The following is a 19,258-nucleotide window of genomic DNA, read 5'->3' on the forward strand; positions in this document are numbered from 1 at the left end:
TAAACGGAGGCTTTATTGGGGTTGCTCGAAACGACGATAAGCGGACGAAAACGCCGAAACAGCCACGCGCATGTGGTGTCCGAACTCGGCAGCGCCATCGTCTCGGGCAAGATTGCGGAAGGTTCCCTGCTACCCAATGATGCCGAGCTTTCTTTGCGTTTCGGGGTTTCGCGCACCGTGCTGCGCGAGACGATGAAGACACTGGCGGCCAAGCGGTTGGTTGAACCCAAGGCCAAGGTCGGCACCCGCGTTCTCGACCGTTCGAGCTGGAATTTCTTCGACCCGGATGTGCTGGGCTGGCGCTGCGAAGCCGGAATAGACCAGGAATTCGTCACGCATCTGGCGGAAATCCGCCTCGCGCTCGAGCCGGCAGCGGCTGCCGCAGCCGCCTTGCAGGCCTCGAATGACGATATCGTTTCCCTTTACGTCATCGTCGCCAAGTTCGACAATCCGCAGCATACGCCGGAAACCATCGCCAAGGTCGACCTCGAATTCCACCTTGCCGTAGCGCATATGTCCGGCAACCCGTTCATGCGTTCGGCGAGCGGCCTTATCGAAGCAGCACTCGCCATCTCCTTCCAGCTTTCGTCCCCGGCCTCGTCGCCTGGAACGATCGCCGAGATCGCCGCCAACCATCTGCGCATCGTGCACGCCATCGCCGCACGTGATGCCGATGCCGCCGTCAAGGCCATGCGCCATGTGATCGAAGTCGGCAAGGACCGGACGTGGAAGGCAATCAAGACTCCCTGAAGGTGAAAAGATAAAGATCTCTCCTTTCGCCATAAGTTCAGGCCCGCACGAATGCGGGCCCTTTTCTCTCGGCAAGCATCTTACCCCTGCGACGCCTCGACCTGCGGCACCACGCCACGGCGCGACGCCATGAGCGATGCGCCGAGGAGCGCTGCGATCGCCACGAAGACGAAGACCATGGTTGCGCCATGAAGGTCGATCAGCAACCCGCCCAGAATCGCACCGCTGGAAATGGCGATCTGGAAGGTGGTGAGCAACAACGCGCCGGCGCTTTCGGCCTCGTCAGAGGCAACCCTCGTGATGAAGCTCTGCACGCTGACCGGAAGTGCGCCGAAGGCGAAACCCCATGAAGCGATGGCAACGCCCGCAACGACGGGAGATGCACCCGCAATCACCAGAACAGAAGCGGATGCGGCAATCAGCGTAGCGGCGAATGTCACCGCCCATGCCGTGTTTTTCTCGGCGAGGAAACCGCCGAAGAGATTGCCGAAGAAACCGCCGATACCGTAGACCAGAAGAACAAGCGAGATTGCCTCGACGCCAAGCTGCGGCACGTTTTCCAGAAACGGACGGACATAGGTGAAACCAGCAAAGTGCCCTGCGACGATCAGCAGCGTCGTCAGAAGACCGATCCTGACCTGTGGGCGCTGCAACAGCCGGAACATGGTGGAAAGACCGGGCGCACCGGCAGGCGGCAGCGAAGGAATGGTCAGCAATTGCACGAGAAGTGCGAGGACGCCGAGCACGCCGGCAACGACGAAGGCCGACCGCCAGCCGAGAGTAGCCCCAAGCCACGCTCCGACAGGTGCCGCGCAGACGGTGGCGACCGAAACGCCGGTGAGGATGATGGCCATGGCGCGCGGCATCTTATCGAGCGGCACGAGCCTCAACGCCAGCGCCGCCGACATGGCCCAGAAACCGCCAAGGCCGATGCCGAGCAGAACGCGCGATGCGAACAACATGAAAAGACCGTTGGCAAAGGCGGCAAGAGCACTGGAGATGATCAGCAACGTAGTCAGACCGAGCAGGGTCCAGCGGCGATCGATACTGCGCGTGCCGATGACAACGCCGGGACCGGCAACTGCTGCGACTAGCGCAGTAACGGTGATGGATTGCCCGGCAAGACCGGAGCTGATGGAAAGATCGGCCGACAACGGCGTCAGAAGGCTGACCGGCAGAAATTCCGCCGTTACCAACCCGAAGACGCCGAGCGAAAGCGAAACCACAGCGGCCCACTTCGCATCCGGTTCCTTGGTGCGCGGCACATATTCAAGTTCGTTGATTGTCCGGTTGTTCACGAAAATCTCCTGATGCGCATTCTGGGAATGCACCCTGAAACGGAATGACAAAGCGACGAATCTGGTGGGAGCCCGGTTCGTCACCTCCAAATCGATACCTGCAAGCTACGCGTGACAGGCCGGCGTTTCCATGCTAGAAAATCCATATTCCTTAACTAAACGTCCGAATTTGCGAGATGCCATGAACGATGCCCTGACGGAAATGCTGCGCGGTTTGCGGCTTGACGGCGTGGAATACGGCCGCTGCCGCATGGCGACACCCTGGGCCACGGCCTTTCCCGAACAGGAGGCGGCGCGGTTTCATTTCATCGGCGTCGGACAGGCGAAACTGCGCAAACCTTCCGGGGAATGGCTGACGCTGACATGCGGCGATGCGGTGCTTCTGCCCCGCGGTCATGCCCATGTGCTGGGAAGCGGCGAGGATGTGACGCCTGCCCTTTTCGACCGGTTTGGCAAGAAGGAAGTGTGTCAGGGTATTTTCGACATGGAATGTGCCGGTGCGGGCGGCGACACGTTGGCGTTTACCGCGTCCATGCGTTTCAACATGGATAATCTGCATCCGCTGTTGCAGCTGATGCCGGATGTGATGCTGACCAGCGATCTGGCCAAAAGCGACCCGGCCATTCCGCATCTGCTGGAGGCCATGGCCCGCGAGGTGGAACTGAACCGCGTTGGTGCTGGCGGCATTCTGGCACGGCTTGCAGATGTGCTGACGGCAACGCTGATCCGCACCTGGGTAGAATATGGCTGTGGCGATTCCAGCGGCTGGCTTGCCGCCGTGCGCAATCCCGAACTCGGGCGGGTGCTGGCTGCAATCCATCTTACCCCCGAGAAAGACTGGAGCGTGGAGGAGCTTGCCTCCCTGATGGGTGCATCCCGCTCGAGTTTCGCGGAACGTTTCACCCGTGTGGTGGGCGAAAGCCCTGCCCGTTATGTGGTGCGCATTCGCATGCATCAGGCACGGCTGTGGCTGCGCGAGGGTATGCGCGTGACGCTGGCGGCGGAAAAACTCGGCTATGATTCCGAAGCCTCCTTCAGCCGCGCCTTCAAACGCGTGATCGGCGCTCCGCCCAGCCAGTTCCGCAAGAGGGAGATGGCCGGGCTGGAGGATGCGGCATAGGAGGGAATGTCTCTCAGTGGAAATTGCGTGAAATGACCTTTATCCGCTCCACCTCATCGTCATCATGAACAGCAGGCGGCGGATGTTTTTTCATGTCACGACGGTCTTCCGGCGGAACCCCGTGGCGGAAATCGTCGCCACGTCCATGCGGCAGGGGAAAGGCGCGGTTTCGCTCGCCGACACTTGCCAGCGCCTCTGACAGATCGGTCAACCGGTGGGCGACCAGATGCACCACCTCGCCTTCCCGCTGGATCTTGCCGTAAATACCGACCATGCCGGCGGACAACACCACGCGGCGGTATTTTTCAAAGGTCTTGACCCACAGGACCGCATTGGCAATGCCCGTCTCATCCTCGATCGTCATGAAAATCACGCCCTTTGCCGAGCCGGGACGCTGGCGCACCAGCACCAGACCCGCCGTTTCCAGCCATGTGCCATCACGAGCGCGCACCGCCTCCGCGCAGGTCAGGATACGACGGCGGGAAAGATCGCGTCGCAGGAAGGACATGGGGTGTTCGCGCAGGGTCAGTCCCACATGGCCGTAATCCTGCACCACCTCGCCGCCATCCGTCATGGGGCGCAGCGCGACGGAAGGCTCGTCGAGTTCGGCCACAGTGGCATTTTCCCGGCTGGCGGCAGCGGCAAAAAGCGGCAGCGGCTCATCCCGTAACGCCTTGATGGCCCACAATGCCTCTCGTCTGGAAAGCGAGAGCGAGGGCAGAAAAGCATCGGCTTCGGCGAGACACACCAGCGCTGAGGCCGGAACGCCCGCCCTTCGCCAGAGATCATCCACGGAGACGAAATCGCGATCCTGCCGGGAATTGACGATATCGGCGGTATGCTTATTGGATAGCCCTTGCACCATGCACATGCCGAGCCGCACGGCAAAACGCTCGTCGCCCTTGTCATCTTTTTTGCCCGTGGGTTCCAGCGTGCAATCGAAGCGGCTTTTGTTGATGCAGACCGGGCGCACCTCCACGCCATGATCACGCGCATCGCGCACGATCTGCGCCGGGGCGTAAAAACCCATGGGCTGCGAATTGAGAAGTGCCACGCAGAAAATATCGGGGTGATGGCACTTCAGCCATGAAGAGGCATAAGCGATCAGCGCGAAGGAGGCCGCATGGCTTTCGGGAAAACCATAGCTGCCGAAACCTTCCAGCTGCTTGAAGATACGCTCGGCGAATTCTTGCTCATAACCGCGCTCCACCATGCCATCGATCAGATCCTGCCTGAATTTGGAGATGGTACCGACATTCTTGAAGGTGGCCATGGCCCGGCGCAATTGATCCGCCTTGCCGGGTGAAAACCCGGCGCATTCGATGGCGACGCGCATGGCCTGTTCCTGAAACAGCGGCACGCCCAGCGTTTTGCCCAGCACGCCTCTCAGTTCTTCTTTCGGGTAATGCTCATCCTCTTTTTTATCACGGCGGCGTAGATAGGGGTGGACCATATCGCCCTGAATGGGGCCGGGGCGAACGATGGCGACCTGAATGACGAGATCGTAGAATTTTGCAGGTCTCAGGCGTGGCAGCATCGACATCTGCGCCCGGCTTTCGATCTGGAACGTACCCAGTGTGTCGGCCTTTTGAATCATCAAATAAGTGGGGTCGTCATCCGGCGGCACAGTAGCTAGATCGTATTTCACTCCCGTCCGCGCCTCCAGCATATTGAAACCGCGTTTCATGCAGGAGAGCATACCGAGCGCCAGGCAATCCATCTTCATGAATTTGACGATATCGATATCGTCCTTGTCCCATTCGATGATCTGCCGGTCTTCCATGGCGGCGGGTTCGATCGGCACCAGCTCGTCCAGCCGGTCGTGGGTTAGGACGAAGCCGCCCGGATGCTGGCTGTGGTGGCGCGGCGTGCCGACAAGCTGGTTGGCCAGCTCGAAGGCGAGCTTCAGGCGGCGATCCTCCATATTGAGGTTCAGTTCCTTTACCTGCTTTTCATCCACCCCCTCGCTCCAGCGCCAGACCTGCGAGGACAGAAGTTTGGTCAAATCTTCCGGCAGGCCCAGAACCTTGCCGACATCGCGCAACGCCCCGCGTCCCCGATAACGGGTAACGACAGAACAGAGCGCTGCCTTGTCATGGCCATAGGTATTATAGACCCACTGGATGACCTCCTCGCGCCGCTGATGTTCGAAATCCACGTCGATATCCGGCGGTTCGCGCCGTTCTTCCGACACGAAACGTTCGAACAGAAGATCGACCGTCATGGGATCGATGGCGGTGATGCCGAGCACGTAACACACCACCGAATTGGCGGCCGAGCCGCGACCCTGACAGAGAATATCCTCCCCGCGCGCAAATTGGACGATGGCGTTCACCGTCAAAAAATAGGGTGCATATTCCAGCCTACCGATCAGCCCCAGTTCGTGATGCAGGGCTTTCTCGACCTTTTCCGGCAGGCCATGCGGATAACGCCCCGGCGCCGCCTCCCAGACCAGCTTTTCCAGCGCCTGCTGCGCCGTCAGCCCCGGTTGGGTGCGCTCTTCGGGATATTGATAGACCAGTTCCTTCAGCGAAAAGGTGCAGCGTCTGGTGATTTCGAGGCTGCGGGCCAGCGCTTCCGGGTAGCGGGCAAACAACCGGTGCATCTCCTGTGGCGGTTTCATATAGCGGTCGGCATGCCGCTCGCGCCGGAAACCCGCCTCGTCGATGGTGCAATTGTGCCGGATGCAGGTAACGACATCCTGCAGCATGCGCCGCTCCGGCACATGAAACAGCACGTCATTGGTGACCACCGTCGGCACATCAGCGGCTTCAGCCATGTTCGACAATTCGAAAAGCCGCATCTGGTCATTGGGGCGTCGGCGCAGGCTGAGCGCCATATAGGCACGATCCGCAAAAGCCGCCCTCAATCGGCGCAGGCGCAGGGCGCAGATGTCGTCCGCAAGATCGGCGAGCAGCACCACGATCAGGCCTTCGCCATAGGTGACAAGATCATCCCATGTCAGCCGGCACTTGCCCTTGCCGCCCCTTTTCTTGCCAACAGAAAGCAACCGGCAAAGCCGCCCGTAAGCCGGGCGATCCATGGGGTAGACCAGCACGGAAAGATCATCATCCAGATCGAGCCGGCAACCGATGACGAGCCGGATGCCGTGATTGCTCGCCGCCTCGTAAGCACGGGGAATGGCCGCAAGGCTGTTGCGATCCACGATGCCCAGCGCCTCGATGCCGAGATTTTTTGCCTGTTCGAACAGTTCGTCGCAGGAGCTGGCACCGCGCAGGAAGGAGAAATGCGTGGTCACCTGAAGTTCGGCATAACGAGGCGTGCTCATGCAAACACTCCGTGGATGAACCAGCCCTGGGAGCCGGTTTCCGCATGTTCCCCGTCACCGGAGCGGAAAATCCAGAAGCGTTCGCCGCTTTCATTTTCCACCGTGAAATAATCGCGCACGGCGGCCTTTTCCCGGTCTCGCTTCCACCACTCACCGAAAACCCGTTCCGGCCCGTCGGCGCGGCGGACATTATGGCGCACGCCTTTCCAGATGAAATAACGTGGCGGATGGTCCGGTAAAAGCGCCAGCGTCTCTATGGGTTCCGGCCTTGCGAAAAGCCGCACCGGACGTGGCCAATGACCGGGCCAGCCGAGCATATCCTCTGATGCCTGCGCTGCAACGCGGGCAACGGAACGCTCTGGCACGTCGCTTGCCACCGCCGCGTAACGATAGACCCTGTGGCCACGATTGAGGATGACATCGACCGTATCGGCAACCTCAGCACGGTCTTCATCCAGAAGCGAGGAACGCGCCTGCGCGGCCACAAGCGGCTCCGCATGGGTGGCGCTCAGCACCATCATCTCGATGCCGAAACCGGGATCGATGGTATCGATACGGTCGGTCAGGAGCCGGACCAGTTGTTTGACATCGCGCACCGGTCTGGAGGTGCCTGCCCGTATCGCCTGCAAGCCGCTATCCACCCGGTGCAGCACCAGATCGACACGGCGGGCGCCGAGGCCGCGCATTTCCAGTGCTGTGCAAAGCTCCGCAACCAGCTTTTGCGTATAGCGGGCAATCGTCTCGGCCGCCGCGATCGGTTCGGGAAAAGCACGGCGCACCTCCACCAGTTCGGCGATGCGCACCGGCTCGATGGGCTCGCCAGCCTCGCCGAAAGCCTGCGCCAGACGCCTGACCACTTCCGGGCCGAAACGTAGGGTAAGCGGCGCGCGCGGAGCCTCGGCAAGCTCACCGATGGTGCGAAAACCCAGCACCTTCAACCCCGAAACCGTGCGCTCCTCCAGCCGCAGTGCCGCCAGCGGCAAAGCGCTGATCACCGCCCGCTGGCCACCCGGCGGCACGATGTTGATTTCTTCACGGCCGAAACGGGCGAGCGCATGGGCGGCACCCCAGCTATCGGCAATGGCGGCACGGGCGGCGAAACCTGCGGCATGCAGGCGGTTGACCATGCCGCTCAGCATCAACGTTTCATTGCCGTGCAGATGATCGGCACCAGCCGTGTCCAGCACCAGCCCGTCCGGCGGATCGGCGGCGACGATGGGGGCATAGATACGCAGGAAATGAAAGGCGAGCTGTTGCAGAGCACGGGCATCCGCCGCCGCATCAAGATTTTCGACGACGAGACCCGGCACCAGCGCCTGCGCCTTGCTGACGGGTGTGCCGGGCCGGATGCCTGCCGCCCTTGCAGCCTTGTCGAGCGCCAGCACCAGACGGCGGCTGCCCTGACGGCCGATCATGACCAGCGGCTTTTCAACCGGCGGCGCGTTCTGCCCCGAAAGACGCCGGTAGCGATCCGTCGGCCATGTCGGCAGGTAAAGCGAGACGACCCTTTGCATCACAGGCTTCCACTTCAAATTCAGCACTTTCGCCGCCGCGACACCGCAGAAGCTCCAGAAACCAGCGCGGCCTGCCCACCCCCGGCACCGGCAGGGCTGAGGAGGGCCGGACGGAGACGCGCCAGCGCGTGACGGCCGCCGTCGGCTCGCCGAACAGCGCCGCATCGGCCACGCGCCGGAAGCGGCGGATGGCGATGCCTGTCACACCGGAAGTTTCCGCCGCCAGTTGCAGCCGCCGCGAGGCATTCATCGGCAACTTCGCAAGTTCACCCATCACCGCACCGAAACCGTTGCAGCGCAGCCCCTCCTCGAAACAGTCGAGCACGCCTTTTTCATCGCGGCATTCGACGATGATCACACGGTTCTGCGACAGGCCCGCCTGCGCCAATCCCGGCATGAACAAATCCCGCCGGGTGACGCACCATAAAACCTTGCCGGAAAGACGCGACGCGACGCCTGTCGCAAAAAGGGCCGCCGCCGCACCATCGGCGGCGCCATTGCCGCCGCCGCTCACCTCATGCAAACAGCCGAGCTTCAGCCCGCCTCCCGGCAAATGATGGTCGATGGCATCCACACCGAAAGGCAAGGCCTCGTGCAGGCGGGCAGGCCCGCCACCGATCCTTTCCAGCCTTTCACGCAGCTCTTCGACAACGAGCAACTGTTCCGCGCGCTTTTGCATGGCATGACAGGTTTCAATTCCAGATTTTCAATTCTATTGTTCTTGTTTTGTTCTTAATTCAACAAAGAGTCAAGCAATGCCGTGCCGCTCTTTAACAGTTTGCACGGGAAGAGTGGGAATATGGCCTTGCAGCCATGCGTACCGCCGTTAAAACGGAATTGTCCTATGCCGCCTCGTGTTTTTACGAAACCGCCGCACAAGGACCTCAGGGTTTTTGGAGGAAAGCCGCCCATGATCGCCAGCATTCTGATTGCCGTGGTTGCGGCTATTCATATCTACATCGTCATTCTGGAAATGCTGCTGTGGGAAAAGCCGGCGGGACGCAAGGCCTTCGGTCTTTCGGCGGATTTCGCCAGGCAGACGAAGGTTCTTGCCGCCAATCAGGGGCTTTATAACGGCTTTCTCGCGGCCGGGCTGATCTACGGGCTGACGCAAGGCGATGCGGGCCTGAGCTTCAAGGTGTTTTTCCTCACTTGCGTCTTGGTTGCCGGTGTCTTTGGCGCCATCACCGCCAATATGAAAATCCTGTTCATTCAGGCCTTGCCGGCATTGTTTGCGCTCGGCTTGCTCTGGGTCGGAGTATGAACTTATGACCGCATGGAACGACCAACGCGCCAAAGACGCCCTCAACCGGATTTTCATGAGCGCCGTCGCGAGCGCCGATCCCGCAAAGGTGCTGAAACACCATCTCCCCTCGCCACCCAAGGGCAGATGCGTGGTGGTCGGCGCCGGCAAGGCCTCGGCCGCCATGGCAGCGGCGCTCGATGCCGCGTGGGGGCATGTCGATCTCTCCGGTGTCGTGGTGACACGTTATGGCCATGCCGTTCCGGCCGGACGGATCGAGATTATCGAGGCCTCGCACCCCGTGCCCGACGACATGAGCGCGGAGGCGGCGAAACGCATTCTTGCCGCCGTTGAAGGATTGACCGCCGACGACATGGTGATCGCGCTGATTTCCGGCGGCGGTTCGGCGCTGATGGTCGCACCCGCTGAAGGCATGACGCTTGCGGACAAGATGGCCGTCAACCGCGCCCTTCTTGCCAGTGGTGCTACGATTTCCGAAATGAACGCCGTGCGCAAGCATCTCTCCCGCATCAAGGGCGGGCGGCTGGCACTGGCCGCCAAACCGGCCAGAGTGGTTTCGCTGCTGATTTCCGACGTGCCGGGCGATGACCCCTCCGAAATCGCTTCCGGCCCGACTGTCGCCGACCCGACAGATATCGCCACCGTGCGGGAAATCATCTCCCGCTACGGGTTCGATCTTCCTGAGAACGTGCGCAAGGTACTGGAAAAAGGCGAGGAAACCCCGAAGGCAGGCGATATCGAGGAGGATATCAGACTGATCGCGGCCCCTTCGCTCGCCTTGCAGGCGGCGGCGGACGAGGCGGTGAAGCTCGGCCTTACACCGCTCATCCTCGGGGATGCGCTGGAAGGCGAATCCAGGGACGTTGGTGCAGTGATGGCCGGCATCGCGCTATCCGCCAGCCGCAAGGGTCTGCCAATCAAAGGTCCGGCGGTACTGCTTTCCGGTGGCGAAACCACGGTGACGATCGGCAAGGGACCAGCCGGCAAGGGCGGGCGCAACACGGAATTCCTGCTGAGCCTTGCGCTGACGCTGAAGGGTGCAGACGGCATCTGGGCCATTGCCGGCGATAGCGACGGCATAGACGGCGTGGAGGATGCGGCCGGCGCACTGGTGACGCCGGATACGCTTATCCGCATGCGCAATGCCGGTGTCGACCCGCGTCAGTCGCTTGTAAGCCACGACAGCTATACCGCATTCAGGGCAGCTGGGGACCTTGTGGTGACAGGCCCGACTCTGACGAATGTAAATGATATCAGGGCGATTTTGATCGGGTGAAAGCGGGAGAGTTTGAGCCTGCTATGGCCGCCCGGTGTGCGCATCATTGAGGGAGGCCGTTTTGACTATACCATCGGACAGGTATAATCTGGCGGTATATCCTTTGGAGCCTCAGCCATGCGTCTTGGAGTGCTCGTATTTGGCCTGGTCATGGCCCTGATTCCTACTTTGGCGGATGCCCACAATTGCAAATGCCGAAATCGCGGTGTCATGTTCCAACTCGGCCAGACATCCTGCTTGAAGGTCGATGGCGGCTCCTATCTCGCGCGTTGCGAGATGAAGCTCAACGTCTCGTCCTGGACCAAAATCCAGGACGGTTGCCCCGTGACAGAACGGGCGCAGGCGCAGTCGACACGCGTCAATTGATCACGTTGTCAGGTGGTGTCAGGCCGGGTTCTTTGATCAATGTTTCCTGAGCTTGGGGCAGAGCGATGACGAAGAAGCAAGCGCGTGCAGCTTGTTTCTTCTCCCCGCCGGGGAGAAGGTCGCGGCAGCGGGATGAGGGGGCGACGTCAGCGATAGACCGAGAGCTTGCCCCCTCATCCGACCCTTCGGGCCACCTTCTCCCCCGCCGGGGAGAAGAAATGCGCCGCGACGCCATGTCCAGTCTTACAGCTTTACCCAGCCGCCATTCTTCTTGCCCGATTCGATGCACGCCGTAACGAAGGCAACGCCTTTGACGCCGTCATCGACGGTCGGATAGATGACCGCCTTGTCCAGTGCTGAACCGGTGCGGCGGGCCTCGATGGCATGGGCGGCTTCGGTATAGATGGTCGCGAAAGCTTCGAGATATCCTTCCGGATGGCCCGATGGAATGCGGGTGACGCGTGCAGCTGCGGCCCCTGCCCCGGCGCCGCCGCGGGTGATGAGCTGCTTCGGCTCGCCAAGCTTCGTGAACCAGAGATAGTTTGGATCGGCCTGCGTCCACTCGATGCCGGCCTTGTCGCCATAAATACGGATTTTCAGCCCGTTTTCATGACCGACGGCAACCTGACTGCACCAGAGCAGCCCCTTGGCCGCCTGCTTACCATCCCTGGCCTTGAAGCGCAGCATCACATGCGCATTGTCGTCGAGACGACGGCCTTCGACGAAGGTGTGCACATCCGCCGCCAGCTCATCCGCTTCCAGACCCGAAATGAAGCAGCCGAGATTATAGGCGTGAGTGCCGATATCGCCGGTGGAGCCACCAACGCCGGATTGTGCCGGATCGGTACGCCAGACGGCCTGTTTCGCGCCGGTCTGTTCCACCGCTTCCGTCAGCCAGTCCTGCGGATACTCCATCTGCACCAGACGGATAGTCCCAAGCGCACCGGTTTCCACCAGTTCACGCGCATGCCGCACCATCGGATAACCGGTGTAGTTGTGGGTGAGGATGAACAGCGCATCGGCCTTGTCCGCCACGTCCTTCAGCTTTTTGGCATCCTCCAGATTGGAGGTCAGCGGCTTGTCGCAGATGACATGGATGCCGCGTTCCAGAAACGCCTTCGCGGCCGGATAATGCACATGGTTGGGCGTGACGATCGCCACCGCCTCGATACCATCCTCGCGAAGCGCTTCCTTCTCGGCCATCTCTTCAAACGAGCCATAGCAACGCTCTGGATCAAGCCCAAGCTCACGGCCGGAGGCGAGGGATTTTTCCGGTGTCGAGGACAAAGCCCCAGCCACGAGATCGAAGCGGTTGTCGAGCCGCGCCGCCATGCGGTGAACGCCACCGATAAATGCACCCGAACCGCCACCGACCATGCCCAGGCGAATCCGCGTGTTCGCCTTGTCGGTTGTTTTTCCTTCAATAGCCATAATGTCTCCTCAGCATTTTCTAAGCGCATTTCCTGAGGGAAAACCGCTTCACATTTTTTCTGGAAATGCTTTCAAAGCCCAAGCATACGGCGGTTGGCCGCGTCGTCGGTGCCACCAGATGCAAAATCATCAAAGGCTTTTTCCGTGACGCGGATGATATGGTGTTTGACGAACTCGGCCCCTTCCCGGGCGCCGTCTTCAGGATGTTTCAGCGCGCATTCCCACTCGACCACGGCCCAGCCATCAAAATCATTGGCCGCCATTTTCGAGAAGACGGCACCGAAATCCACCTGCCCGTCACCCAGCGAGCGGAAACGGCCCGCGCGGTTGACCCAACCCTGATAACCGCCATAAACACCTTGGCGACCGGTCGGGTTAAACTCCGCGTCCTTGACGTGGAACATCTTGATGCGGTCTTTGTAGATGTCGATATTGTCGAGATAATCGAGGCATTGCAGCACGTAATGCGACGGGTCGTAGAGCATGTTGGCGCGCTTGTGGTTCTTCACACGCTCCAGGAACATCTCGAAAGTCACGCCATCGTGCAGATCCTCGCCGGGATGAATTTCGTAGCAGACATCGACGCCCTGCTCATCGGCATAATCGAGGATCGGCGTCCAGCGTTTCGCCAGTTCGTCGAAAGCGGTTTCCACCAGACCGGCCGGACGCTGCGGCCACGGATAGATGAAGGGCCAGGCAAGCGCGCCCGAAAAGGTCGCATGTGCGTTGATGCCGAGATTTCTCGAGGCTTTCAGCGCAAGCTTCACCTGCTCCACCGCCCATTGCTGCCGCGCCTTCGGATTGCCGCGCACTTCGGGTGCAGCAAAACCATCGAAAGCTTCGTCATAGGCCGGGTGAACGGCAACCAGCTGGCCCTGCAAATGGGTGGAAAGCTCGGTCACCTCGACGCCGTTCTGACGCGCGACGCCGGCGAACTCGTCGCAATAATCCTTGGATTCGGCGGCTTTTTTCAGATCGATCAACTGTCCGGCCCAGGTGGGCACCTGCACGCCGGCATAACCTTTTTCCGCCGCCCATTTGGTGATGCCATCCCATGTATTGAAAGGCGCCGCATCCCCTGCAAACTGACCGAGAAAAAGACCCGGTCCCTTGATCGTCTTCATAAAAATATCCTCCTGTATCGATACAGTTCAGCGGTAAAACCGCTTTGGCTCCCAATTTGCCAAGCTAACCACTCGTCGTTTTCATACAAGCCCCAAAAGTCGGCGGGACGAGAGAATTTCGCTATTTTACTTAAAAAGCGAAAGGCGGCTAAAGCGCCAGACCGCTTGCCCTGTCGAATACATGCACACGCTCGTGGTGAACGGTGGCGGCAAAGGGGGTGTTGACCCTGACCGGCTGCTCGCCATCCACCACCGCCGTCACCTGATCGCCAGCCAATTCGAAGACCACATGTGTCTGCGCGCCTGTCGGCTCCACCAGCACCGTCCTGCCGGAGAGCGAAATATCGCCGCCGACGGTCGAACCGATATGTTCCGGTCTCAAGCCAATCGTGACAGGCTGGCCGCGCTTGACCTTTCTGGAAGCGGCAATACGGATCGCGGTTCCGTCCTTCAGTCGTGCAGCAGGCTGATCGCCCTCACCGTCAACCATGCCTTCGATGAGGTTCATGGCCGGCGAGCCGATGAAGGCGGCAACGAAGAGATTGGCCGGCGTCTTATAGAGTTCGAGCGGCGTGCCCTGCTGTTCGATGCGACCGTGATTGAGCACTACCACCCGGTCCGCCAGCGTCATCGCCTCGATCTGGTCATGGGTGACGTAGATGGAGGTCGTACCAACTTTCTGGTGCAATGCCTTGATTTCGCTGCGCATCTGCACGCGAAGCTTGGCGTCGAGGTTGGACAGCGGCTCATCGAACAGGAAGACGGCCGGGTTGCGTACCACGGCGCGGCCCATGGCGACACGCTGGCGCTGGCCGCCGGAAAGCTGCGAGGGCTTGCGGTCCAGAAGCTGACCGAGATCAAGCATGCGGGCGGCTTCCGCCACGCGCTCATCAATGACGTTTTTCGGCTGGCCGGCAAGCTTCAGGTTGAAGCCCATATTCTCGGCAACTGTCATATGTGGATAAAGCGCATAGGACTGGAAAACCATGGCGATGTTGCGCTCGCGCGGCGTCATGTCGTTGACGACGGTGCCGCCGATGAGGATGTCCCCATCGGTGATTTCCTCCAGCCCGGCGATCATGCGCAGCAGGGTGGACTTGCCGCAGCCCGAAGGCCCGACCAGCGCGATGAATTCGCCATCCGTAATATCGAGCGAGATGCCGTGAATGACATCGAGCGCGGCATAGGACTTGCGGATATCCCTAAGTTCGACGGAAGCCATGTTTTGCTCCTTTCAAGTCACGATTTGACGGCACCGGCCGTCAGGCCCGCGATGATGTGTTTCTGTGCGAGGAAGAAGACGATGACGGTCGGCAGGATCGTCAGCGTGATAAAGGCGAGCACGAGCTGCCATTCCGTGCCGAATTCGCCGCGATACACCATGATGCCGAGCGGCCAGGGATATTTCGATTCCGAATTCAGCATGATCAGCGGCAGGATGTAGCTGTTCCAGCTGCCGACGAAAGACACGATGCCGACGGTGGCCACGATGGGCCGCGAAAGCGGCATGGAAATATGCCAGAAGAACCGCAGATAACCGCAGCCATCCACGAAGGCGGCCTGAAACAGTTCATCCGGCAGATTGCGGAAGTAATTGCGGAACAGAAGAATGCTCATGCCAAGCCCGAAGGCCACCTGCGGCAACACTACGCCCCAATAGGTATCGAGCAGGCCGAGATCGCGGATGCGGATGAACAGCGGCAGGATGGCGGTCGCCGCCGGGAACATCAGCCCGAGCAGGAAATAATTCAGCAGGAAAGACGAGCCGAAGAATTTCACATGCGCGAAGGTAAAGGCGGCCATGGCCGAGACGGTCAGCGTCAGGAACACCGTCAACAGCGCGATGACAAGCGAATTGAAGATTTGCAGCCAGTAGCGCTTGCCGAAGAGGATGTCGCCGTAATTCGCCCATTGCCATTCGGCCGGCACGCCGAACGGATTGACGCGCAGGTCCCCCAGCGTCTTGAAGCCGCCAAGCGCCGTGGTGAACAGCGGGATGAGCACAATAGCCGCGATCAGGCTCAGCGATATGTAAAGATAAAGCTTCGTTTGCAGCGGCATGCGGACGGAAGTGGATGTATCAGTCATGGCGCATGAAAATCCTTTTGTAACCGAAGGCAAGCGTTACGCAGATGACGAAGAGAACGACGCCGACCGCGCTGCCAAGCCCCACCTGCATGCGCATGACGCCGTAGGTGTAGAGGAAGGTGACCATGGTCTGCGTGGAATTGGACGGGCCACCGCCGGTCAGCGGCATGATCATGTCGAACAACTGCAACGAGCCGATCACCGCGAAGAAGACGGACAGGCGCACCGTGGAACCGAGCATCGGCAGTGTCACGTAGCGGAACTTCTGCCAGCCGGAAGCACCATCGATTTCGGCCGCTTCCAGCACGTTCTTGTCGACGGATTGAAGGCCGGCAATAAACAGCATCATGTGGAAACCGAAATATTTCCAGACGATGACGCCAAGCACCGCGTAGATCGCGACGTCCTTGTCGGCTAGCACATAAGGGTTGGCGAAACCGAAGAAATTGGAGATGGCCGCGAACAGACCGTAATCGCCGTCATAAACGAAACGCCAGATCAGACCGGCTGCGACATCCGCCAGAACATAGGGCAGGAAAAAAACCAGCCGGAAGGCGACGACGCCGGGAAGCCGGTGCGCCAGCATCATGGCGAGCCAGATCGCCAGCGGTATCTGGATCAGAACGGAAATCAGGATGATGATGCCGTTATTCATCAATGCCTGCGAAAAGGCGGCATTGCCGAACAGCACCTGAAAATTCTTCAAGCCGACGAAATCGGTCGGTGTGCCGTAGCCGTTCCAGCGGTAAAGGCTGTACCACGCCGCCTCGCCCATCGGCAGAATGACGAACAGGGTAAAGAGCAACAGCGCGGGCGGCAGGAAGACCAGAAGGGTCAGCGCCCGATCATGTGCGACCGAGCTTTGCTTGCGCTTCGTCTTCGATGCGCGCGCCGGTATGGACGCAGAAGTCATGGAAATATCCGTCATCTCTATCCGCTTTCATTCAGGCAGATACTGCGGCGCCGCGTCCCGCGCGGCGCCGTCATGGAACCGAAGATCAGCGAAGCTCGAAAGCGTCCTGAATTTGCTGGGCACCCTCTTCCGCAGTCATCTGACCGGAGACGATCTCGACAGAGACATCGTTGACGACACGGCCGACGGCAGCCCCCAGCGTCTGGTCGAAGAAGTTCTGGTGCCAGGTGGAGCCGGCAAGCTGCTTTGCCGAATCCGCCAGCAGCGGGTTTTTGACCGCACCGGCAGCACCGGTCGCAACCGGCAGGATCATGCCAGCAGCCGCCAATTTCTCTTCGCTTTCCTTGCTGGTGAGGAAGGCCGCGAAATCGATCGCCTCCTTGGAGGCATTTTTCGTAACCGCCCAGCCGTTCAGCCCGCCCAGCGTATCGGTGGCCTTGCCGGCACCGCCCTCTACGACGGGAAATGCGAAGCGTCCGATATTTTCAGGCGCCAGCCCCTTGCCGTCACCGGCATTCTTGCGCTGGTTGGCTTCGGTATTGTCGAAACCGAGGATCATCGCCGACTTGCCGTCACCGAAGACGCCAAGCGCCTGCGGCCAGGTGGAGCCGAGATAACCGGGCTGGAAGGGTTCGAGCTTGCCGAATTCGGCCAGTTGCTCGCCCGCCTTGATGATAGCCGGATCCATGAAACCTTCGCCCTCGCCCTTGCGGGCGGCATCGAACACGGCCTGCCCGCCATTGCGCATGACGAGATAGCTCCAGTAGAAGTGGATCGGCCATTTTTCACCGCCACCACCGGCAATCGGAACGATGCCCGCTTCCTTGATTTTCTTGACCGTAGTGCCGAGATCGTCCCAGGTCTTGATATCTTCGGCTTTCACGCCGGCCTTGGAAAACAGCGCCTTATTGTAGAAAAAGCTGACGAGGCTGACGCGGTAAGGCACGGCCCAGACCTTGCCGTCAAACGACAGGCCATCGATTGCGGCCGCGCTATAGGCCTGGCGCAGCTTGCCGCCATCGGCATCGAAAACCTCGGTCAGGTCCTTCAGCGCACCGGTTTTGGACTGTTCCTCAAGAACGCCGCCACCCCAGCTGTAAAAGAAATCGGGAACGTCGTTGGATTGCAGCAGGGTGGGCAATTTTGCCTTGAATGCTTCGTTTTCAAGAAACTGCAACTGCACATCCACACCCGGATGCTTGGCCTCGTATTCCTTGGCGATCTCCTCCCAGACAGCCACGGATTTCGGGTCCAGCTCCACATGCATCCATTTAACGACCGTTGCGGCCGAGGCGCTTGCTGCGCCGAGCATGAGAGCAATGCTTGTCGTTGTGGCAAAGCCTATCAGCCTGCCGCTCAGGCTTGCGCCTGCGTGCCTAATGGTCATGATCGTGATCCTCCCTCGGGGATTTCCTCATTTATTCCCCAATGCGGATTAATTCACATTAGCCCTCGCACATTGTCAAGGCACCGTGCCGATTTTTTGCGCGAATGGCTTGACACACCCCTCCCCTACACCGTTATTTAATCCGTATTCCGACATAAATCGGTTTTCGAACCGGCATTGATCGCAGCAGGACCCCATGAAGACCGCAGACCCAGAACTGATGCGCGCGATCAACAGGCTGAGCGTGCTGGACAGCATCCGCCGCCACGGACCGATCTCCCGGGTGGAGATCAGCGAAAGAACGCAACTTTCCACCACCACCGTTTCGGCGATCACCGCATCGCTGCTGGACGACGGGCTTATTCTCACCCGACATCTCGGGGACATCCGCACCGAGGGCGCGCGCGGCAGGCCACGCGTGATGCTGGAGTTGAACCCGGATGCAGCCCGCGTGGTGGGCGCCAAGATCGCGGCAAGCCGCATGGTCTTCGTGGTCACCGATTTCTGCGGCAACGTGCTGTCCACGCTCGCGCTACCGATCCGTGTAGACCGCCAGCCGATCGGCGTCATTGCCGATCTGGTGGAAGACGGGGTACGGCGCTGCGTGGTCGATGCCGGGCTTTCCCTGGAAGATGTGGACATGGTCTGTCTTGGCCTGCCCGGCGTCATCGAACACCGCACCGGCAGGATCCGCAGCAGTCCCATCCTGCGCGAAGTGAACGTCGATTTCGCAGAGGAAATGACGGCGCGGCTGAATTCGCCCACCATCATCGAAAGCGACGCCCACGCCATCACGCTCGCCCACCACTGGTTCGGCCATGCGCGCGATCTGGAAGACATGGTACTGATCTCGCTCGAGCAGACGCTTGGGCTTGGCGTGCTGCATCAGAACCAGCTGTTTCGCGGCGCTGGCGGCCTCAGCCACAATCTCGGCGATCTCGTGATCGGCCTTGCCAGCGAAGGAACCGTGCGGCTGGCGAGCCAGGCAGGCGAAAATGCCATTCTCGGTACCCGCCCGGTGGACGGGCGTTTTGCCGAGGCGATCCGGCTTGGTCGTGGCATGCAACATGCACATGCGTTGATTGCGGCAGAGGACAACGATCTGATCACGGCGGCTTTGCGCGCCGGTGCCGCGCTCGGCCTGACGCTTGCCAATATCGTCACGCTGTTTGCGCCGCCACGGGTCATTATCACCGGCTCCAGCCTCGAACTCGGTGAGCCCTTCATTGCCGCCATTCGCAACAGTTACAACGCCGCCGTGCCGCCATCGCTGGCCGGCGTCGCCGAACTGGTTTTTGACGTTGCGAGCGATGAATTATGGGCGCAGGGGGCTGCGGCCGTCGCACTTTACGAACTTTACGAATCACCATGGAACACAACGGGGCCAGCGCTCTAGCCGACACGGCTAGGAAGCAGACTTCGACATTTCTGATTTACG

At 60.4% G+C, this 19,258-nt stretch carries 16 protein-coding genes; 6 read left to right on the forward strand and 10 right to left on the reverse strand.

What is annotated here, in order from left to right:
- Positions 1 to 15 precede the first annotated feature (15 nt).
- Positions 16 to 750, forward strand: a complete 735-nt coding sequence (locus RS75_RS15110) for a FadR/GntR family transcriptional regulator (protein WP_045021857.1) — start codon at positions 16 to 18, stop codon at positions 748 to 750.
- 80 nt (positions 751 to 830) lie between these two features.
- Here the strand turns inward: RS75_RS15110 and RS75_RS15115 are convergent, their stop codons facing one another.
- Positions 831 to 2,048, reverse strand: a complete 1,218-nt coding sequence (locus RS75_RS15115; RefSeq protein WP_045021921.1) for an MFS transporter — start codon at positions 2,046 to 2,048, stop codon at positions 831 to 833.
- Positions 2,049 to 2,229: 181 nt separating this feature from the next.
- On the opposite strand from RS75_RS15115, the gene RS75_RS15120 reads away from it, so the two are divergent.
- Positions 2,230 to 3,168 carry an AraC family transcriptional regulator gene (locus RS75_RS15120; protein WP_045021858.1) on the forward strand — a complete coding sequence of 313 codons (939 nt, stop codon included), beginning with the start codon at positions 2,230 to 2,232 and terminating at the stop codon, positions 3,166 to 3,168.
- A gap of 13 nt (positions 3,169 to 3,181) precedes the next feature.
- Here RS75_RS15120 and RS75_RS15125 read toward each other — a convergent pair whose 3' ends face one another.
- The 3 genes from RS75_RS15125 to RS75_RS15135 are packed head-to-tail and all read right to left on the reverse strand — an operon-like array spanning position 3,182 to position 8,650.
- Positions 3,182 to 6,457: an error-prone DNA polymerase gene (locus RS75_RS15125; protein ID WP_045021859.1), complete on the reverse strand. Its 3,276-nt coding sequence runs from the start codon at positions 6,455 to 6,457 to the stop codon at positions 3,182 to 3,184.
- Positions 6,454 to 7,971, reverse strand: a complete 1,518-nt coding sequence (locus RS75_RS15130) for a Y-family DNA polymerase (RefSeq protein WP_045021860.1) — start codon at positions 7,969 to 7,971, stop codon at positions 6,454 to 6,456. The genes RS75_RS15125 and RS75_RS15130 overlap by 4 nt, the downstream gene beginning before the upstream one ends.
- Positions 7,886 to 8,650, reverse strand: coding sequence for an ImuA family protein (locus tag RS75_RS15135; RefSeq protein ID WP_045021861.1), 765 nt, complete (start codon positions 8,648 to 8,650; stop codon positions 7,886 to 7,888). Before RS75_RS15135 ends, RS75_RS15130 begins: the two co-directional genes overlap by 86 nt.
- A 231-nt stretch (positions 8,651 to 8,881) precedes the next feature.
- On the opposite strand from RS75_RS15135, the gene RS75_RS15140 reads away from it, so the two are divergent.
- From RS75_RS15140 to RS75_RS15150, 3 genes are all read left to right on the forward strand, one after another.
- A complete protein-coding gene (locus tag RS75_RS15140; protein WP_045021862.1) occupies positions 8,882 to 9,235 on the forward strand; it encodes a DUF1304 domain-containing protein in 354 nt (117 codons plus the stop codon).
- A 4-nt stretch (positions 9,236 to 9,239) separates the two neighbouring features.
- Positions 9,240 to 10,511, forward strand: coding sequence for a glycerate kinase type-2 family protein (locus tag RS75_RS15145; protein WP_045021863.1), 1,272 nt, complete (start codon positions 9,240 to 9,242; stop codon positions 10,509 to 10,511).
- A gap of 117 nt (positions 10,512 to 10,628) precedes the next feature.
- Positions 10,629 to 10,877 carry a hypothetical protein gene (locus tag RS75_RS15150; RefSeq protein WP_045021864.1) on the forward strand — a complete coding sequence of 83 codons (249 nt, stop codon included), beginning with the start codon at positions 10,629 to 10,631 and terminating at the stop codon, positions 10,875 to 10,877.
- 243 nt (positions 10,878 to 11,120) lie between these two features.
- On the opposite strand, the gene RS75_RS15155 is transcribed toward RS75_RS15150, so the two are convergent.
- The 6 genes from RS75_RS15155 to RS75_RS15180 form a co-directional block, all read right to left on the reverse strand.
- On the reverse strand, positions 11,121 to 12,308 hold the full coding sequence (locus RS75_RS15155) for a Gfo/Idh/MocA family protein (protein ID WP_045021865.1): 1,188 nt from the start codon (positions 12,306 to 12,308) through the stop codon (positions 11,121 to 11,123).
- Between the two features lie 71 nt (positions 12,309 to 12,379).
- Positions 12,380 to 13,432 carry a sugar phosphate isomerase/epimerase family protein gene (locus RS75_RS15160; protein WP_045021866.1) on the reverse strand — a complete coding sequence of 351 codons (1,053 nt, stop codon included), beginning with the start codon at positions 13,430 to 13,432 and terminating at the stop codon, positions 12,380 to 12,382.
- Between the two features lie 148 nt (positions 13,433 to 13,580).
- Entirely contained in the window at positions 13,581 to 14,654 is a 1,074-nt protein-coding gene (locus RS75_RS15165; protein WP_045021867.1) for an ABC transporter ATP-binding protein, read from the reverse strand.
- 17 nt (positions 14,655 to 14,671) lie between these two features.
- On the reverse strand, positions 14,672 to 15,520 hold the full coding sequence (locus RS75_RS15170; RefSeq protein WP_045021868.1) for a carbohydrate ABC transporter permease: 849 nt from the start codon (positions 15,518 to 15,520) through the stop codon (positions 14,672 to 14,674).
- Positions 15,513 to 16,448 (reverse strand): carbohydrate ABC transporter permease, encoded by a 936-nt coding sequence (locus RS75_RS15175; RefSeq protein WP_045021869.1) that lies wholly within the window; start codon positions 16,446 to 16,448, stop codon positions 15,513 to 15,515. Before RS75_RS15175 ends, RS75_RS15170 begins: the two co-directional genes overlap by 8 nt.
- A 70-nt stretch (positions 16,449 to 16,518) precedes the next feature.
- Positions 16,519 to 17,820, reverse strand: a complete 1,302-nt coding sequence (locus RS75_RS15180; RefSeq protein WP_045021870.1) for an ABC transporter substrate-binding protein — start codon at positions 17,818 to 17,820, stop codon at positions 16,519 to 16,521.
- A 196-nt stretch (positions 17,821 to 18,016) separates the two neighbouring features.
- Here RS75_RS15180 and RS75_RS15185 point away from each other — a divergent pair, with 196 nt between their 5' ends.
- The gene (locus RS75_RS15185; protein WP_045021871.1) at positions 18,017 to 19,216 is read left to right on the forward strand and encodes an ROK family transcriptional regulator; all 1,200 of its coding nucleotides are present in this window, start codon (positions 18,017 to 18,019) and stop codon (positions 19,214 to 19,216) included.
- Positions 19,217 to 19,258: the final 42 nt, after the last annotated feature.

The organism is Rhizobium nepotum 39/7 (genome assembly GCF_000949865.1).
Taxonomy (GTDB): Bacteria; Pseudomonadota; Alphaproteobacteria; order Rhizobiales; family Rhizobiaceae; genus Agrobacterium; species Agrobacterium nepotum.

What these genes read in the sequence shown, in the direction of transcription:
- RS75_RS15120 (WP_045021858.1), top strand. Translation starts at nt 2,230, where the DNA reads ATGAACGATGCCCTGACGGAAATGCTGCGCGGTTTGCGGCTTGACGGC.
- RS75_RS15125 (WP_045021859.1), bottom strand. Translation starts at nt 6,457, where the DNA reads ATGAGCACGCCTCGTTATGCCGAACTTCAGGTGACCACGCATTTCTCC.
- RS75_RS15130 (WP_045021860.1), bottom strand. Translation starts at nt 7,971, where the DNA reads ATGCAAAGGGTCGTCTCGCTTTACCTGCCGACATGGCCGACGGATCGC.
- RS75_RS15135 (WP_045021861.1), bottom strand. Translation starts at nt 8,650, where the DNA reads ATGCAAAAGCGCGCGGAACAGTTGCTCGTTGTCGAAGAGCTGCGTGAA.
- RS75_RS15140 (WP_045021862.1), top strand. Translation starts at nt 8,882, where the DNA reads ATGATCGCCAGCATTCTGATTGCCGTGGTTGCGGCTATTCATATCTAC.
- RS75_RS15145 (WP_045021863.1), top strand. Translation starts at nt 9,240, where the DNA reads ATGACCGCATGGAACGACCAACGCGCCAAAGACGCCCTCAACCGGATT.
- RS75_RS15150 (WP_045021864.1), top strand. Translation starts at nt 10,629, where the DNA reads ATGCGTCTTGGAGTGCTCGTATTTGGCCTGGTCATGGCCCTGATTCCT.
- RS75_RS15155 (WP_045021865.1), bottom strand. Translation starts at nt 12,308, where the DNA reads ATGGCTATTGAAGGAAAAACAACCGACAAGGCGAACACGCGGATTCGC.
- RS75_RS15160 (WP_045021866.1), bottom strand. Translation starts at nt 13,432, where the DNA reads ATGAAGACGATCAAGGGACCGGGTCTTTTTCTCGGTCAGTTTGCAGGG.
- RS75_RS15165 (WP_045021867.1), bottom strand. Translation starts at nt 14,654, where the DNA reads ATGGCTTCCGTCGAACTTAGGGATATCCGCAAGTCCTATGCCGCGCTC.
- RS75_RS15170 (WP_045021868.1), bottom strand. Translation starts at nt 15,520, where the DNA reads ATGACTGATACATCCACTTCCGTCCGCATGCCGCTGCAAACGAAGCTT.
- RS75_RS15175 (WP_045021869.1), bottom strand. Translation starts at nt 16,448, where the DNA reads ATGACGGATATTTCCATGACTTCTGCGTCCATACCGGCGCGCGCATCG.
- RS75_RS15180 (WP_045021870.1), bottom strand. Translation starts at nt 17,820, where the DNA reads ATGACCATTAGGCACGCAGGCGCAAGCCTGAGCGGCAGGCTGATAGGC.
- RS75_RS15185 (WP_045021871.1), top strand. Translation starts at nt 18,017, where the DNA reads ATGAAGACCGCAGACCCAGAACTGATGCGCGCGATCAACAGGCTGAGC.